The 16,254-nt window shown below is 72.7% G+C and carries 13 protein-coding genes and 1 pseudogene; 11 read left to right on the forward strand and 3 right to left on the reverse strand.

All coding sequences use genetic code 11. The features are described 5' to 3' along the window. The 7 genes from ABD329_RS45750 to ABD329_RS45780 form a co-directional block, all read left to right on the forward strand. On the forward strand, window positions 1-820 hold an 820-nt coding region (locus ABD329_RS45750), incomplete at its 5' end, for a dihydrolipoamide acetyltransferase family protein (RefSeq protein WP_344318040.1). Window positions 821-849: 29 nt separating this feature from the next. Beyond that, window positions 850-1,677 carry an NTP transferase domain-containing protein gene (locus tag ABD329_RS45755; protein ID WP_275557743.1) on the forward strand — a complete coding sequence of 276 codons (828 nt, stop codon included), beginning with the start codon at window positions 850-852 and terminating at the stop codon, window positions 1,675-1,677. A gap of 338 nt (window positions 1,678-2,015) precedes the next feature. After that, window positions 2,016-3,698, forward strand: a complete 1,683-nt coding sequence (locus ABD329_RS45760; protein WP_425574467.1) for a molybdopterin molybdotransferase MoeA — start codon at window positions 2,016-2,018, stop codon at window positions 3,696-3,698. Then, window positions 3,695-4,750 carry a potassium channel family protein gene (locus tag ABD329_RS45765; protein WP_198281765.1) on the forward strand — a complete coding sequence of 352 codons (1,056 nt, stop codon included), beginning with the start codon at window positions 3,695-3,697 and terminating at the stop codon, window positions 4,748-4,750. Before ABD329_RS45760 ends, ABD329_RS45765 begins: the two co-directional genes overlap by 4 nt. Before the next feature lie 10 nt (window positions 4,751-4,760). Continuing rightward, entirely contained in the window at window positions 4,761-5,738 is a 978-nt protein-coding gene (locus ABD329_RS45770) for an NAD(P)H-quinone oxidoreductase (protein ID WP_198281764.1), read from the forward strand. Between the two features lie 203 nt (window positions 5,739-5,941). Then, a complete protein-coding gene (locus ABD329_RS45775; protein WP_344318042.1) occupies window positions 5,942-6,412 on the forward strand; it encodes a hypothetical protein in 471 nt (156 codons plus the stop codon). Between the two features lie 145 nt (window positions 6,413-6,557). Beyond that, entirely contained in the window at window positions 6,558-7,127 is a 570-nt protein-coding gene (locus ABD329_RS45780; RefSeq protein ID WP_198280932.1) for a bacterial proteasome activator family protein, read from the forward strand. Between the two features lie 123 nt (window positions 7,128-7,250). Here the strand turns inward: ABD329_RS45780 and ABD329_RS45785 are convergent, their stop codons facing one another. After that, window positions 7,251-8,921, reverse strand: coding sequence for a protein kinase domain-containing protein (locus tag ABD329_RS45785; protein WP_198280931.1), 1,671 nt, complete (start codon window positions 8,919-8,921; stop codon window positions 7,251-7,253). 312 nt (window positions 8,922-9,233) lie between these two features. Here ABD329_RS45785 and ABD329_RS45790 point away from each other — a divergent pair, with 312 nt between their 5' ends. Beyond that, window positions 9,234-10,820, forward strand: a complete 1,587-nt coding sequence (locus tag ABD329_RS45790) for a protein kinase domain-containing protein (protein WP_198280930.1) — start codon at window positions 9,234-9,236, stop codon at window positions 10,818-10,820. A gap of 186 nt (window positions 10,821-11,006) precedes the next feature. On the opposite strand, the gene ABD329_RS45795 is transcribed toward ABD329_RS45790, so the two are convergent. Both ABD329_RS45795 and ABD329_RS45800 read right to left on the reverse strand, forming a co-directional pair. Next, window positions 11,007-12,047, reverse strand: a complete 1,041-nt coding sequence (locus ABD329_RS45795) for a phosphotransferase (protein ID WP_198280929.1) — start codon at window positions 12,045-12,047, stop codon at window positions 11,007-11,009. Window positions 12,048-12,551: 504 nt separating this feature from the next. After that, window positions 12,552-13,214, reverse strand: a complete 663-nt coding sequence (locus tag ABD329_RS45800) for a response regulator (RefSeq protein ID WP_198281774.1) — start codon at window positions 13,212-13,214, stop codon at window positions 12,552-12,554. A gap of 322 nt (window positions 13,215-13,536) precedes the next feature. Between ABD329_RS45800 and pdhA the strand changes: the two genes are divergently transcribed. The 3 genes and pseudogenes from pdhA to ABD329_RS45815 all read left to right on the forward strand — a co-directional run. Beyond that, window positions 13,537-14,703, forward strand: coding sequence for a pyruvate dehydrogenase (acetyl-transferring) E1 component subunit alpha (gene pdhA, locus ABD329_RS45805; RefSeq protein ID WP_198281775.1), 1,167 nt, complete (start codon window positions 13,537-13,539; stop codon window positions 14,701-14,703). A gap of 1 nt (window position 14,704) precedes the next feature. Continuing rightward, the gene (locus ABD329_RS45810) at window positions 14,705-15,685 is read left to right on the forward strand and encodes an alpha-ketoacid dehydrogenase subunit beta (protein WP_037964409.1); all 981 of its coding nucleotides are present in this window, start codon (window positions 14,705-14,707) and stop codon (window positions 15,683-15,685) included. Window positions 15,686-15,707: 22 nt separating this feature from the next. Beyond that, window positions 15,708-16,211, forward strand: a pseudogene (locus ABD329_RS45815) (biotin/lipoyl-containing protein); the annotation flags it as partial. Between the last annotated feature and the right edge of the window lie 43 nt (window positions 16,212-16,254).

The following is a 16,254-nucleotide window of genomic DNA, read 5'->3' on the forward strand; positions in this document are numbered from 1 at the left end:
GCCCGTAGCGCCCGCGTCTGCCGCTCCCGCGCCCGCCGCATCCGCGCCCGTAGCGCCCGCGTCTGCCGCTCCCGCGCCCGCCGCATCCGCGCCCGTAGCGCCCGCGCCCGCCTCCGCGGGCCCCGCCCCGGTGGGGGAGCGGGTGCCGCTGCGAGGGGTGCGGGGCGCCGTGGCCGACAAGCTCGCGCGCAGCCGGCGCGAGATCCCCGACGCGACCTGCTGGGTGGACGCCGACGCGACCGAACTGCTCGCCGCCCGCGCCGCGATGAACGCCGCGGGCGAGGCCAAGGTCTCCGTGCTCGCCCTCCTGGCCCGTATCTGCACGGCGGCCCTCGCGCGCTTCCCCGAGCTCAACGCCACGGTGGACATGGAGGGCCGGGAGATCATCCGGCTCCCCGGCGTCCACCTCGGCTTCGCGGCCCAGACGGACCGGGGTCTGGTGGTCCCGGTGGTGCGCGACGCCCACACTCGGACCATAGAGGGGCTCTCCGAGGAGATCGCCCGACTGACCGAGGCCGCGCGGACCGGGACCCTCGCCCCCGCGCAGCTCACCGGATCCACCTTCACCCTGAACAACTACGGGGTGTTCGGGGTCGACGGCTCGACGCCGATCATCAACCACCCCGAGGCGGCGATGCTCGGGGTCGGGCGGATCGCCCCGAAGCCCTGGGTGCACCAGGGGGAGCTGGCGGTGCGCCAGGTGGTGCAGCTGTCGTTCACCTTCGACCACCGGGTGTGCGACGGGGGCACCGCCGGTGGATTCCTGCGGTTCGTGGCCGACTGCGTGGAGCAGCCCATGGTGTTGCTGCGGCGGCTGTAGCGGATGCCCGGCGGCGCCATACTCATGGGGTGACTCCAGGTGCGTATGACGCAGTGATCCTGGCCGGGGGCGCCGCTCGGCGGCTCGGTGGGGTGGACAAGCCCGCGCTGCGGGTGGGCGGGCGAGCCCTGCTCGACCGGGTGCTGGACGCATGCCGCGGCGCCGGGCGGACCGTCGTCGTCGGCCCGCGCAGGCCCACGGCGCGGCCGGTGCGGTGGGCCCGGGAGGAGCCCCCCGGCGGCGGTCCGGTCGCGGCCGTCGACGCGGGCATCCGGCAGACCACGGCTCCGGTCGTCCTCGTCCTCTCCGCCGATCTGCCCTTCCTCACCCACGAGACCGTCGAGACCCTCCTCACCGGTCTCCAGGGCGCCGAAGGGGCCGTGCTCATCGACCCCGACGGCCGTGAGCAGCCCCTTGTCGCCGCCTACCGCGCCGAGCCGCTGCGCCGCGAGATCGCCCTCCTCGCCACCGAACACGGCGGCCTCGGCGGGCTGCCCCTCCGCCTCCTCGTCTCCGAGCTGGCCCTGGCCCGCCTCCGGCACCCCACCGCGTCATTCGACTGCGACACCTGGGAAGACATCACCACGGCTCGAGCGCGCATCAGGGAGCATGGAAACGTGTTGGACGAATGGATTGCCGCAGTCAAGGCCGAGCTCGGGATCGACCTGGATGTCGACACCGCGGCCCTACTCGATCTGGCCCGTGACGCCGCACATGGCGTCGCCCGGCCCGCCGCCCCCCTGACCACCTTTCTCGTCGGCTACGCCGCGGCCCAGAAGGGCGGTGGTCCGGAGGCGCTGGCCGCCGCCACCGAGAAGGCCGCGGCGCTGGCGGCGCGTTGGGCCGAGGAGCAGTGACACCTCGCCACCCCCGGGACGGGGACCCGCTCGACCGCGAGGTCGACGAGGCGCTGGCGCTGGCCAATGAATCGCCGCCGCAGGGCCCGGAGCCGCCCGGAACGGAATCGGTGGAGGACTGGGCCGACGCCGCCCTCAGCCTGGCCAACGGCCGCCCGGCCCAACCCGCCCGCGAGCGAGGCCCCGACGACACCGGCGGCCCCCGCGAGCCCGGCGGCACCCACGAGCTCGGCGGCCCCCGCGAGACCGACCACACCGACGGCGGCCCGGCCCGGACGGACTGGGTCGAGACCGCGCTCGACCTGGCAAGGGAGGCAGCGGAAGAGCCTACGGCGGTCCTGGACGCCCAGGGCCACGTACGCCGAAGGCCAGAGGTGTATTCGAGGAGCCGATCTTCGGGTAGTCCGAGGTCGGAGGGCACTGGCGGCAAAGACACGCGGTCCAGGGCCCCCGCCCGACAGGCCCCGACCCCGCACCCGAAACGCACCCCCGGCGCATCCACACCCCACCCGCATCCCTCCATGAACGCACCGCACCGCAGCCCCACCTCCTGGCCCGACGCCCGCGCCATCGCCGCCCGCGCCGCCGTCAAGGAGGCCGCCCACACCACCCCGGTGATGCGGCCGCTGTCCGATGCTCTCGGCCAGGTCCTGGCCGCGCCGCTCGCCGCGCTCACCGATCTGCCGCCCTTCGACACCTCCGCCATGGACGGCTGGGCGCTCTCGGGCCCCGGCCCCTGGCGGCTGCCGACCGGTGCGAAGGGCCAGGACCACCCCGGCATCCTCGCCGGACACGGCGAGATGGCCCCCCTCCCCGACGGCCACGCGGTCCGCATCGCCACCGGCGCCCGCGTCCCGCCCGGTGCCACCGCCGTACTGCGCAGCGAGTACGGCACCGACGCGGGCGACGGCTGGTTGCACGCGTCCCCCGCCCACCCCGTCGTCCTCGGCCAGGACATCCGCACCCGCGGCCAGGAGTGCCGCAGCGGCGATCAGCTGCTGCCCGCCGGGACCCTGGTCACCCCCGCCGTCCTCGGCCTGGCCGCCGCGGCCGGGTACGACGAACTGCCGACGGTGCGCAGGCCGCGCGTCGAGGTGCTGGTCCTCGGCGACGAACTGCTCACCGAGGGGCTGCCGCACGACGGCCGCATCCGGGACGCGCTGGGGCCGATGGTCGGGCCGTGGCTGCGGGCGCTCGGCGCCGAGGTCATGGGCACCCGGCGGCTGGCCGACGAGGCGGATGTGGTCCACGCGGCGGTGGCCGAGTCGACCGCCGACGTCGTCGTGACGACCGGGGGCACGGCCGCGGGCCCCTTGGACCATGTCCACCCCACCCTGCGCCGCCTGGGCGCCGAACTGCTGGTGGACGGCGTGGCGGTGCGCCCCGGCCACCCGATGCTGCTGGCCCGCCTCGCCCGCGAAACCTCCACGAACCAGGGAGATCCCGAGAACACCGAGCCCCCCGAACGCCCGGCCCGCCCCGCCCGGCATCTGGTGGGGCTCCCGGGCAATCCGCTCGCGGCGGTATCCGGTCTGCTCACCCTCGCGGAGCCGCTGCTGCGGACGATGACGGGCCGCCCGGCCCCGGACCCCGGCCCGGCCCCGCTGGCCGAGGCCGTGCAGGGGCATCCGCGGGACACCCGGCTGGTCCCCGTGGCCTTCCGGCAGGAGGCGGCGGTGCCGTTGCGCTTCAACGGGCCGGCGATGCTGCGCGGCATCGCGGCGGCCGACGGCCTCGCCGTGATCCCGCCCGGCGGGGCGAAGCGCGGCACGGAGGTCGACGTACTGGATCTCCCGTGGTCGGCGAGCGCGACAGAGCAACCGAGCCACACGGACCAGGCGGGCCAGGCGGGCCAACGCACCGACCAGGCGGGCCAACGCACCGGACAGGCGCCGCAACGCACCGACCAGGAAGCGCGTCAGCGCACGGCCCAAGCGCGTCAGCGCACGGACCAAGCGCGCCCACGCACGGCCCGGGCGACCGACGGTGAGGACATATCCCCCCAGGAGGGCCCGGCGTGAAGCTGCCCAGCCATGACGCGGCCGCCCGCGCCCCCGGGGACGGCGGCCACCGCGTCCATCTGCCCGACTTCCCCGCGGGCCCGCTGCGCCAGGTCGCCCGCCGGTTGCTGCTGGCGCTGCTGGTGCTGGTGCTGACGGTGGCCATCGTGTACGTCGACCGCGCCGGCTACCACGACAACGCCGACGAGCAGGTCGACTTCCTCGACTCCGTCTACTACTCGACCGTCACGCTGTCCACGACCGGATACGGCGACATCGTGCCGTACAGCGACAGCGCGCGGCTCAGTAACATCCTGCTGGTCACGCCGCTGCGCGTGCTCTTTCTGATCATCCTGGTCGGCACCACCCTGGAAGTCCTGGCCGAGCGCACCCGCGAGCAGTACCGCCTGAACCGCTGGAGGTCAGCGTTGCGTGATCACACCGTCGTCGTGGGCTTCGGCACGAAGGGGCGGTCCGCGGTGGAGACCCTTTGCGCGACGGGGCTGCCCAAGAACCGGGTGGTCGTGGTGGACCCCAACCACAAGGTGATCGAGGCGGCGAACGCGGAGGGGTTCGCGGGGGTGGTCGGCGACGCGACCCGCAGCGATGTGCTGCTGCGGGCGGAGGCGCAGCGCGCCCGCCAGTTCGTGATCGCCACCCAGCGCGATGACACCGCCGTCCTGGTCACGCTGACGGCCCGGCAGCTCAACCGGGGCGCCAACATCGTGGCGGCGGTGCGCGAGGAGGAGAACGCGCCGCTGCTGCGCCAGTCCGGGGCCGACGCGGTGATCACGAGCGCCAGCGCGGCGGGCCGTCTGCTGGGCATGAGCGTGCAGAGCCCGACGGCCGGTGCGGTGATCGAGGATCTGATCCAGCAGGGCACGGGACTGGACCTGGTGGAGCGCACGGTGGTGAAGGCCGAGGTGGGCAAGTCGGTGCGGGACACGGAGGACCTCGTGGTGTCCGTGCTGCGCGGCCATCGCCTCCTCGCGTACGACGATCCCGACGCCAGCCCGTTGCAGGCGGCCGACCGCTTGATCACAATCGTTCGCGCGCCGATGGTCCAGGAGTAGCCTCGCGCCCATGCATGCGATCACGATTCCCGAACCCGGTGGCCCCGAAGCCCTGGTATGGGCGGAGGTCCCCGATCCCGTGCCCGGTGAGGGCGAGGTCCTGGTCGACGTGGCGGCCGCCGGCGTCAATCGCGCGGATGTGCTCCAGCGCCAGGGCCACTATCCGCCGCCGCCCGGAGCCTCGCCCTACGCCGGTCTCGAGTGCTCGGGCCGGATCTCGGCGCTCGGCCCCGGCGTCACCGGCTGGGCGGTGGGCGACGAGGTGTGCGCCCTGCTCGCGGGCGGTGGATACGCCGAGAAGGTGGCGGTTCCCTCGGGCCAACTGCTGCCCCTTCCCGATGGCGTGGACCTGGTCACGGCCGCGGCGCTGCCCGAAGTGACCGCCACCGTCTGGTCCAACGTCTTCATGATCTCCCATCTCCGGCCGGGCGAGACGCTGTTGGCGCACGGCGGATCGAGCGGTATCGGCACCATGGCGATCCAGCTCGCCAAGGCGGTCGGGGCGCGGGTCGCGGTGACCGCGGGCGGTCCGGAGAAGCTGGCCGCCTGCCAGGAGCTCGGCGCCGACATCCTCATCGACTACCGCGAGCAGGACTTCGTCGAGGAGATCCGCCGGGCCACCGACGGCGCGGGCGCGGACGTCATCCTGGACATCGTCGGCGCGAAGTACCTGGCCCGGAATCTGGAGGCGCTCGCCCTCAACGGGCGGCTGGCGATCATCGGGCTCCAGGGCGGGGTGAAGGCCGAGCTGAACCTGGCCACCCTGCTCTCCAAGAGCGCGGCCGTGACGGCCACCGGGCTGCGGGGCCGCTCGCTGGCGCAGAAGTCGGCGATCATCGCGGCGGTACGGGAGCATGTCTGGCCGCTGATCGGCAGCGGACGGGTCCGTCCGATCGTGCACAGCACCGTCCCGATGCGGGAGGCCCCGGAGGCCCACCGGCTGTTGGAGTCCAGCGCGCATGTGGGCAAGATCCTCCTGACGACCTGAGCACCACGGGCCCGTACGGCGGTGCCGCCGCGATCCTTACGGTGCCGCCGCGATCCTTACGGCGGGCGCCACGGCCTTACGGTCGCGTCGCGGTCCGTACGGTCGCGTCGCGGTCCGTACGGCGGCGTTCAGGATGCCCGGTAACTCCCCTCATGTGAGGCTGTTCCCGTTACGCAACGGTTCGGCACGGGAGGGTGACCACCGTGAACCCTGCGACGCTTCGCACACTCCCCGCGGCGGCCCTGCTGGCGGGCACCGCCCTGGCCGCGGCCCCCGCCGCGTCCGCCACGCCCCCCGCCCCGGCCGCCGCCGACGACGGCGGCGGGCTGGCGGGCACCCGCGCGGGCGAGGGTCGTGCCCACCCCGGCCGCACCGGGACGCCGACCCCCTCGTCGCCGGACGGGGACCCCTCCCGCGACACCGGGGACGACGAGGGCACCGGGCGGTTCTCGGTGGTGCCCGAGTGGACCCCGTCCTCCCTCCCCGTCCCGCAGCGGCCGGACCGGCACCAGGCGCGCGAATCGCTCCCGTCCGGACAGCCTTACGGTGCTCAGCGAACCGCCGCCGAGCCCAGCGCGCGGGCGATGCGGGTGCTGCCGCTGGGTACCGGTCTCGCGCTCACCGGTCTCGGCCTCGGCCTGGCGTTCTTCGGTCTGCGGCTGCGCCGTCGCTGACGACCGCCACTGACGACCGCCACTGATCACCGCCACCGGTCGCCGCCACTGATCTGACGCCGCCGCTGACGGCCGTCGCCGGTGATCGCCGCGAATCGTCGACCCTCGCCCGCCGTACCGGGTGCCGGTGCGGAACAATGGGGGTATGAACCAGCCGATGAACGAACGAGCGCAGGAGAGCCCGCACGTCCTGGTCGTCGGTCCGGACGGCATGGCACTCGGCGGCGTCGCTCCTGCTTCTGGCGAGGGCAGTGGTGACGACGAGTCGCGCGAGGTTCCCGTGACGGACATGGTCGAACAGCCGGCGAAGGTCATGCGGATCGGCAGCATGATCAAGCAGCTGCTGGAGGAGGTCCGCGCCGCGCCTCTGGACGAGGCCAGCCGGGTCCGGCTCAAGGAGATCCACTCCAGCTCGGTGAAGGAGCTGGAGGACGGGCTGGCGCCCGAGCTGATCGGGGAGCTGGAGCGGCTGTCGCTGCCCTTCACGGACGAGGCGGTGCCCACCGAGGCGGAACTGCGCATCGCCCAGGCTCAGTTGGTCGGCTGGCTGGAGGGGCTGTTCCACGGCATCCAGACCACCCTGTTCGCCCAGCAGATGGCGGCGCGCGCCCAGCTGGAGCAGATGCGCAGGGCGCTGCCGCCGGGGATCGGCGGGGGCGAGGAGGACGAGGACATGCCCAAACCGGGCGGCGCCCGCTCGGGGCCGTACCTCTAGCCGCTGAGCCGCTCCCCGACCGGACCGGGCCGGACACGACGGAACGACGCCGCGGGCCTCACCTTCCGATGAGGCCCGCGGCGTCGTCATGTGCCGGTGGCGGGGTGGGGGCCGCCGCCGCCCTTACCCCGGGTTGCCGGTGGAGACGGTCAGCTCGATGGTGTCCGTCTTGGGGTTGTACGGCTCGTAGTTCCGGTACGTGTAATTGAGGACGGTGCCCTTGCCCCACAGATTCTCGTCCTGGGGCACCACGCGGTACTTCCAGCCCGCCGCGCGGATGCACTTCTTCACCGAGTCGATGTAGAGGTTCTGGAAGTCGGGCACCGAGTACGAGCCCTTCTCGTCCGTGTCCTCGTACGCGTCGGTGCACTTCTTCGTCTCGATGGTCTTGGTCTTGTCGCCCATGCGGAAGCCCGAGCCCTTGTCGGGGGCTGTCGGCGACGCCTTGCCGCCGCCACCGCCACTGCCCCCCTTGCTCTCGTCCTTGGAGCCGCCGCCGTCGCCGCTGAGCGCGATGACCAGGATCACGGCGACCACCGCGATCGCCGCGACGACGGCCGAGCCTATGATCACGCCCTTGTTGCCCCGGCCGCCCCCGCTCCCGGACGGCGTCGAGGGCGAGATGTTGTACGGCGGTGGGGTGCTGGGGCCCTGGTACGACGGCGTCGGGGTCTGGTAGCCCGCCTGCCCCAGCGGCGTCGTGGACGGCGCCTGGCCGACCGGGGGCGGCGGGGTGGACGGGCCGAAGGCGCCGAACTGCCCGGGGGAGTGCTGCGGCTGGTACGGCGTCTGGACGCTGCCGGGGCCGGGCGCGGGCGTCTGCTGGTCGATCGGCGGGAAGACCGCCGAGCCGACACCGGCGCCGCTGCGGGCCGGGGGGCCACCGCTGATGATGATGGGGGAGGCGCCGGTCTGCCCGGTACGGGCGACTCGTGCGCATTCGTCGCGCATGGCCTCGGCGGTCGGGAAGCGCTCGTTCGGGTTCTTCTTCAGGGCGCGGGCGACCAGCGCGTCCACCGCCGGGGGAATGGACTGGTTGATCGAGGAGGGCGCGACCGGCTCCTCCTGGACGTGCGCGTACGCGATGGCCAGCGGAGAGTCCGCGTCGAAGGGCAGTCGGCCGGTCAGCAGCTCGAAGAGCATGATGCCGACCGAGTACAGGTCGCTGCGGGCGTCCACGCCGCGGCCCAGCGCCTGCTCGGGCGAGAGGTACTGCGGGGTGCCGACGACCATGCCGGTCTGGGTCATGGAGGTGACCCCGGACTGCATGGCGCGGGCGATGCCGAAGTCCATGACTTTGACCACATTACGCTTGGTCATCATCACGTTACCCGGCTTGATGTCGCGGTGGACCAGCCCCATCTCATGGCTGATTTCCAGCGCCGCCAGCACATCGCTGGTGATCTTCAGTGCCTTTTCGGTCGGCATCGCGCCGTATTGCCGGACATCGACGTCCAGAACCGAGCGCAGCGGGTGACCCTCGACGTACTCCATCACGATGTACGGCATCAGCGAGCCGTCGATCGAGTCCTCGCCGGTGTCGAAGACCGAGACGATATTGGTGTGCGTGAGCTTCGCCACCGCCTGGGCCTCGCGGCGGAACCGCTCGCGGAAGGACTGCTCGCGGCCCAGCTCGGTGTGGAGGGTCTTGATCGCGACCTGGCGGTCCAGCACGGTGTCGTAGGCCAGGTGAACGGAGGCCATGCCGCCCTCGCCCAACAGGTCACGCAGCTGATACCGGCCGTTCGCCAGAGAGTGGCCTTGATACCTGCCCGATGCGCCGTACTGGCTCATTTCGTACTTCCCCCTCGGCGCACTCACTGCTCTGACGCGCACGTTTCGACGCATTGATCTTGATGTTCTGGATATCGTGGCCAAGTCTGCCCCAGGCCACGGACACGTCAAGCCGCGTTGCCCGTTCCGTGACCGGATGCGCAAGAACCCGTCACGCGATTTGCATCGCTTCACCGTCAACAGGTTTGATGGCCGGTCCATCACCAACCGATACACGGCGCGAAGGCTGTAGCGTGCCTAGCGGGAACCGTACCGCCCGTGGGCGGGGCGATCTCGACCCCACCCCCACCGAGAACGAGACGGCGAGGACCGATGGCACAGACCCAGAGCGCCCAGGGGCCCTCCGAACCTGACGCCAGCGGGTCCGGAATGCCGGATACACCCGAGGTGTGGGGTAATGGAGGACTTGTCGGCGATGGCCGATATCGGCTTACCAGCCGACTCGGCCGCGGCGGTATGGCGGAGGTGTTCGCCGCTGAGGACCTCCGGCTCGGCCGTACCGTCGCGGTGAAACTGCTCCGCGCCGACCTGGCCGAGGACCCGGTGTCCAAGGCCCGCTTCACCCGCGAGGCACAGTCCGTGGCCGGGCTGAACCACCACGCCGTGGTGGCGGTCTACGACTCCGGCGAGGACACCGTCGGCCAGAACACCGTGCCGTACATCGTCATGGAGCTGGTCGAGGGCCGGACCATCCGCGATCTGCTGCTCAACGCCGAGGCCCCGCCGCCGGACCAGGCGCTGATCATCGTCTCCGGGGTGCTGGAGGCGCTCGCCTACAGCCATCAGCACGGCATCGTGCACCGTGACATCAAGCCCGCCAACGTGATCATCACCCACAGCGGCGCGGTCAAGGTCATGGACTTCGGCATCGCCCGCGCCCTGCACGGCGCGCAGTCCACCATGACCCAGACCGGCATGGTCATGGGCACACCGCAGTACCTCTCGCCGGAGCAGGCCCTCGGCAAGGCCGTGGACCACCGCTCCGACCTCTACGCCACCGGCTGCCTGCTCTACGAGTTGCTGGCGCTGCGCCCGCCGTTCACCGGGGAGACCCCGCTGTCGGTGGTGTACCAGCACGTCCAGGACACCCCGGTGCCCCCGTCGGAGACCTCCGGCACCGTGCCGCCGGAGCTGGACGGCCTGGTCATGCGCTCCCTCGCCAAGGACCCGGACGACCGGTTCCAGAGCGCCGAGGAGATGCGCGGACTGGTCCAGTACGCGCTCCAGATGCTCCACGAGGCCGGCGGCCACACCGGCATGTGGAACACCGGCCCGGTCACCCAGCACCTGGGTGCCGCCACCCCCGCCATGGGCATGCCGGGCGTCGGGGCCACCACCGCGCTGCCGCACCCGGGCCACGGCGAGACCTCCCAGCAGCCGATCGTCACCGGCCCCGGCGGCGGTGGCGGCGGCTACCACGGCGGTTCCGGCCGCGGTAAGGGCCGCGGCAGGATGTGGCTGATCGCCGTGCTCGCGGTGATCGCGGTCGCGGCGGGGGTCGCCTTCGCCCTCAATCTCGGCGACAAGGGCGGCGGGAAGCAGCCGAACAAGCACCAGACGTCGGTCACCCAGGAGAAGACGGACAAGCCGACCGACAAGCCGAGCGACAACTCGAACGACGAGACGGCCCCGAGCGACGAGGACGCCACCTCCGGGGACACGGGCAGCGACTACACCCCGACCGGGGAGCCGACGCCGACGTACCAGGACGACCCCACGGACGAGCCGACGGATCCGGAGACGGACCCGGGCACCGGCGAGCCGACCGGCGAGGAGACCACTCCGGGCGGCGGCCAGGAGACCACCCAGCCGACGGACCCGGAGACCGACCCGGGTACCACCGAGCCCACCGGTGGCACGGCGGGCGCCACGGACGGTGGCGCCGCCGGCACCCCCTGACGGCTGGGGAGGCGCCACGTCCACGGCGTCTCCGTCACCCCTTGACGGCCGGGGGCGCGCCACGGCCTTGACGGCCGGGGGCGCGCCACGGCGGCCCCCCGGTCACCTCTTGGACGGTCGGGGCGCCCCCGCGGCGCCCTCGTCACCCGCAGGTGGAGCCCACGTCACCCGCAGAAGGCGCCCTCGTCACCCGCAGAAGGCGTCGCGGACCGCGTCGTACTCCCGGGTCCACCACACCACCAGCGCGGCGGCCGCCGGGAACTGTGGATCGGCGCGCCGGTCCCCGCGCTGGTAGCGCCAGCGCAGCATCCAGAAGTCGTTGAGCCGCTCCCACCACACCCGGTGCACGGCCGCGGCCATCTCGGAGGTTCCGGCCCCCGCCGCGCAGCGGTACGCCCGCGCGTAGGAGCGCACCTTGGTGAGCTCCAGGGTGCCGTCGGGCCGTACGAAGAAGATCGCGGCGGCCCGGACCGCCTCCTCGGCGCGCGGCTGCACCCCGAGCCGGTCCCAGTCGACGATGGCGGCCGGTTCCGTGTCGCGGTAGAGCAGGTTCAGCGGGTGGAAGTCGCCGTGCACCCAGCCGGCGACCGGTACCGCGTCCGCCTCCGGGCGGCGGTGGGCATGCCGCTCCACCAGCGTCCGCCGCTCGACCAGCCGGTGCTCGGCGAGCTCGTCGAAGCTGTCGCGGTTCCGGCGCCCCCGGACCAGCGTGAGCAGCTCGTCGATGACGGCGAAGGTGTCCTCGGGGTCGGCGGCGGCCTCCACGGGCGGTCTGCGGTCGCCCGTACGGGCCCGCATGACGCGCTCCAGACAGGTGTGGACGAGCCCGAGCAGGCCGCCCAGCCGCCAGCACTGCGGGGCGGTCAGCTCACCGCCGTCGCGGTGCCGCCCGTCGATCCAGGGGTGTAACGCGTAGCAGCGGCCGCCGATGACCGCGACCGTACGGCCGTCGGCGTCCGGGACCGGCGGGGCGACGGGCACTCCGAGCGCCTCCAGCCGCTGGGTGACGCGGTGCTGGCGGGCGATGGCGGTGCGGTCGCCGTCGAGGTGGTGTTTGAGGAAGAACCGGCCGCGGGTGGTGGCGAGGCGGTAGCCCCGGTTGAGCAGCCCCTGGGTGAGCGGTTCGCAGGAGACGGCCTCACCGGCGGTGTCATAGCGGCGGAGCAGGGCGCTCAGGGTTTCCCCGTCGGGAGCGGCCTCGGCGGAGCGTACATGTGAGCGCGGCACCTGCCAGATGTTAGATCACCGGACATCGTCGTCAGCGCCCGCCGAGATGGGGTACGGCGTCCTGGGGCACGGCCGGTTGACCGGGGCGGGGCGACGCCTCCTGGGCGCCTGCGGCGGGTTGTTTCCCCTCCCCGCCCCTTCCCGTAACTGGGGCTCCGCCCCAGCCCCCGGACGCGGGGCTCGTGCCCCGGGCCCCGGACGCGGGGCTCGTGCCCCGGGCCCCGGACGCGGGGCTCTGTCCGGGCCTCGGGCGCGGGGCTCTGTCCCAGCCCCCGGACGTGAGGCTTGGCCCCGGGCCCCGGCCCCGGGACGCGGGGCTTCGCCCCAGACGCCGGGCCTGGGGCTGCGCCGCGGCTCCGACAGGGGGCAGCGCTTCCGGGGCTGTGTCCGCGGCTCCGACCAGGGGGCAGCGCGCTTCCGGGGCTGCGACGCGTCTCTGCCCGTGCGTGGGGGCAGCGAGGCCCCGAAGCACTGCCCCCGGCCCCGCCAGCGCCAACGCCAGCGCTAGCGCTTCTGCGTCGCCTGCATCCGGGCGACGTACGCCGCCGCCTGCGAGCGGCGTTCCATGCCCAGCTTGGAGAGCAGGCTGGAGACATAGTTCTTGATCGTCTTCTCGGCGAGATGCAGCCGCTCGCCGATCGCCCGATTGGTGAGCCCCTCCCCGATCAGCAGCAGGATCCGGCGCTCCTGCTCGGTGAGGGCGGCGAGCTGGTCGTCCGGCTGGGCGGCGGTCTGGCCGCGCAGCCGCTCCAGCACCCGGGCGGTGGCCACCGGGTCGAGCAGTGACCGGCCCGCGGCCACGTCACGGACCGCGGCGAGCAGTTCGGCGCCGCGGATGTCCTTCAGGACATAGCCGGAGGCGCCCGCGATGATGGCGTCGAAGAGCGCCTCGTCGTCGGCGAAGGAGGTGAGGATCATGCAGCGGACGCTCTCGTACCGGGTGCGGATCTCCCGGCAGACCTCGACCCCGCTGCGGTCGGGCAGCCGGATGTCCAGGACGGCGACGTCCGGGCGGGCGGCCGGGATCCGCGCCAGCGCGTCGGCCGCGGTGCCCGCCTCGCCGACCACCTCCATGTCCGGCTCGCGCGCGAGCAGGTCTCGTACGCCGCGTCGGACGACTTCATGGTCGTCGACCAGGAAAATCCCTATTTTTCCTTCTTCGCGCACGGATCCAGTCTCACACACGAAGTCTTCCCGCGTCGTTGCCCAGCGGGATACCGTGCGCTTGTCCGGCGGCCTGCGGGGCTGTGACCAGTGGAAGTTTCCCCACCCGCGCGATTTACTTGGAAATCCAAGCAAAATTGCAGGTCAGGTGGGGTTTCGCAGACATGCGAGCCACTGGGTAACGTGCCTTGTGCAGGGCCAGCCGCCGGGAACCTGTCACGCCCGGTCATGCTCCGGCGCACCCACCCCGTGCGCCGTGGCGGAACGGGCGAGCCGCAACTGGCCGCCGGCGGATCCCGGAGGCCGGACAGACGGAGGAGCACACGTGACCGTGGAGAGCACTGCCGCGCGCAAGCCGCGCCGCAGCGGAGCCAAGCGCAGCACCACCGCGCGGGACACCAAGAAGCAGCCTGCGGGCCAGACCGAACTCGTACAGCTGCTGACCCCCGAGGGCGAGCGTGTCGAGCACCCCGAGTACGCCATCGACCCCACCCCGGAGGAGCTGCGCGGTCTGTACCGGGACATGGTGCTGACACGGCGGTTCGACGCCGAGGCCACCACCCTCCAGCGCCAGGGCGAACTGGGCCTGTGGGCCTCGCTGCTCGGCCAGGAGGCGGCGCAGATCGGCTCCGGCCGGGCGCTGAACGACGCCGACTACGTCTTCCCCACCTACCGCGAGCACGGGGTGGCGTGGTGCCGGGGCGTCGACCCGACCAATCTGCTGGGGATGTTCCGTGGGGTGAACCACGGCGGCTGGGACCCGAACAGCAACAACTTCCACCTGTACACCATCGTGATCGGCTCGCAGACGCTGCACGCGACCGGCTACGCGATGGGCGTGGCCAAGGACGGCGCGGACGCCGCGGTCCTGGCCTACTTCGGCGACGGCGCCTCCAGCCAGGGCGATGTCGCCGAATCGTTCACCTTCTCCGCGGTCTACAACGCCCCGGTCGTCTTCTTCTGCCAGAACAACCAGTGGGCCATCTCCGAGCCCACCGAGAAGCAGACCCGGGTGCCGCTCTACCAGCGGGCCCAGGGCTTCGGCTTCCCCGGGGTGCGGGTGGACGGTAATGACGTGCTCGCCTGTCTGGCCGTCACCAAGGCCGCGCTGGAGCGGGCGCGCACCGGGCAGGGCCCGATGCTCATCGAGGCGTTCACCTACCGGATGGGCGCCCACACCACCTCCGACGACCCCACGCGCTACCGCTCGCCCGAGGAGCGGGAGCTGTGGGAGACCAAGGACCCGATCCTGCGGCTGCGCACCCTGCTGACCCGCGAGGGCCTGGCCGACGACGCGTACTTCGCCGACCTCGAGGAGGAGAGCGACGCGCTGGCCAAGCGGGTCCGGGACGCGGTACGGGCCATGCCCGACCCCGAGGACATGGCGATGTTCGAGCACATCTACGCCGACGGGCACGCACTCGTCGACGAGGAGCGGGCGCAGTTCGCCGAGTACCAGGCTTCGTTCGTCACCGCTGAGGAAGGCATCTGACATGGCCGCCGAGAAGATGTCGCTCTCCAAGGCGATCAACGCGTCCCTGCGGACGGCCCTCGAGACCGACCCCAAGGTCCTGATCATGGGCGAGGACGTCGGCAAGCTGGGGGGCGTCTTCCGCGTCACCGACGGGCTCCAGAAGGACTTCGGCGAGGACCGGGTCATCGACACCCCGCTCGCCGAGTCCGGCATCGTGGGCACCGCGATCGGGCTCGCGCTGCGCGGCTACCGCCCGGTGGTGGAGATCCAGTTCGACGGTTTCGTCTTTCCCGCCTACGACCAGATCGTCACCCAGCTCGCCAAGATGCACGCACGCTCGCTCGGCAAGGTCAAGCTGCCGGTCGTCGTCCGCATCCCGTACGGCGGCGGCATCGGCGCGGTGGAGCACCACAGCGAGTCGCCGGAGGCGCTGTTCGCGCATGTGGCGGGTCTGAAGGTGGTCTCACCGGCCAACGCCTCCGACGCCTACTGGATGCTCCAGCAGGCCATCGACAGCGATGACCCGGTGATCTACTTCGAGCCCAAGCGCCGCTACCACGACAAGTCCGAGGTGGACACCGCCGCGATCCCCGGTCCGCTGCACGCCGCCCGGGTGGTGCGGCCGGGGGCGGATCTGACGCTCGCGGCCTACGGCCCGATGGTGAAGGTGGCCCTGGACGCCGCCGCGGCCGCCGCCGAGGAGGGCAAGTCGATCGAGGTCCTGGACCTGCGGTCGATGTCGCCGATCGACTTCGACTCGATCCAGCGTTCCGTGGAGCGGACGGGGCGGCTGGTCGTCGTCCACGAGGCACCGGTATTCCTTGGCACCGGATCGGAGATCGCCGCGCGCATCACCGAGAGGTGCTTCTATCACCTCCAGGCCCCGGTGCTGCGGGTCGGCGGCTTCCACTCGCCGTACCCGCCGTCACGGCTCGAGGACGAGTACCTTCCGGGGCTGGACCGGGTGCTCGACGCCGTAGACCGCGCGTTGGCGTACTGAAGGGCTTGAGGAGATCGTGACGATGACCGCAGTCGAACAGCGCTTCCGTGAGTTCAAGATGCCCGATGTGGGCGAGGGGCTGACCGAGGCCGAGATCCTCAAGTGGTTCGTGGCGCCGGGCGACACCGTGACCGACGGTCAGGTGGTGTGCGAGGTCGAGACCGCCAAGGCCGCCGTCGAGCTGCCCATCCCCTTCGACGGCGTGGTGCACGAGCTGCGCTTCGACGAGGGCAGCACCGTGGACGTGGGCACGCCGATCATCTCGGTGGACACCGACCCCGGAGCGGGGGAGGCGGCGCCCCAGGCCGCCCCCGCCGCCGAGGCATCCGCCGCCGAGGCCCCCGCCGCCGAGAAGCCGGCCGCCGCGGCCGAGCCCGAGGAGAAGGAGGGCCGCCAGGCCAATCTGGTCGGCTACGGGGCGGCGCCCGCCTCCACCAAGCGCCGCCCGCGCAAGCCGCTGCCCGGCGGGCAGCGGTCCGCGCCCGCGCCCTCCGCCGGGGCGCCCGCGCCCCAGGAGCCCGCCCCCAGGGCCCGCGGGGAGTAGGTGGGGGTGGGGGGTAGGCCTTCCA

This window comes from Streptomyces javensis, from assembly GCF_039525925.1.
Classification (GTDB): Bacteria; Actinomycetota; Actinomycetes; order Streptomycetales; family Streptomycetaceae; genus Streptomyces; species Streptomyces asiaticus.

Coding starts and splice junctions, on each gene's coding strand:
- ABD329_RS45790 (WP_198280930.1), top strand. CDS start 9,234: ATGGCACAGACCCAGAGCGCCCAGGGGCCCTCCGAACCTGACGCCAGC.
- ABD329_RS45770 (WP_198281764.1), top strand. CDS start 4,761: ATGCATGCGATCACGATTCCCGAACCCGGTGGCCCCGAAGCCCTGGTA.
- ABD329_RS45785 (WP_198280931.1), bottom strand. CDS start 8,921: ATGAGCCAGTACGGCGCATCGGGCAGGTATCAAGGCCACTCTCTGGCG.
- ABD329_RS45780 (WP_198280932.1), top strand. CDS start 6,558: ATGAACCAGCCGATGAACGAACGAGCGCAGGAGAGCCCGCACGTCCTG.
- ABD329_RS45810 (WP_037964409.1), top strand. CDS start 14,705: ATGGCCGCCGAGAAGATGTCGCTCTCCAAGGCGATCAACGCGTCCCTG.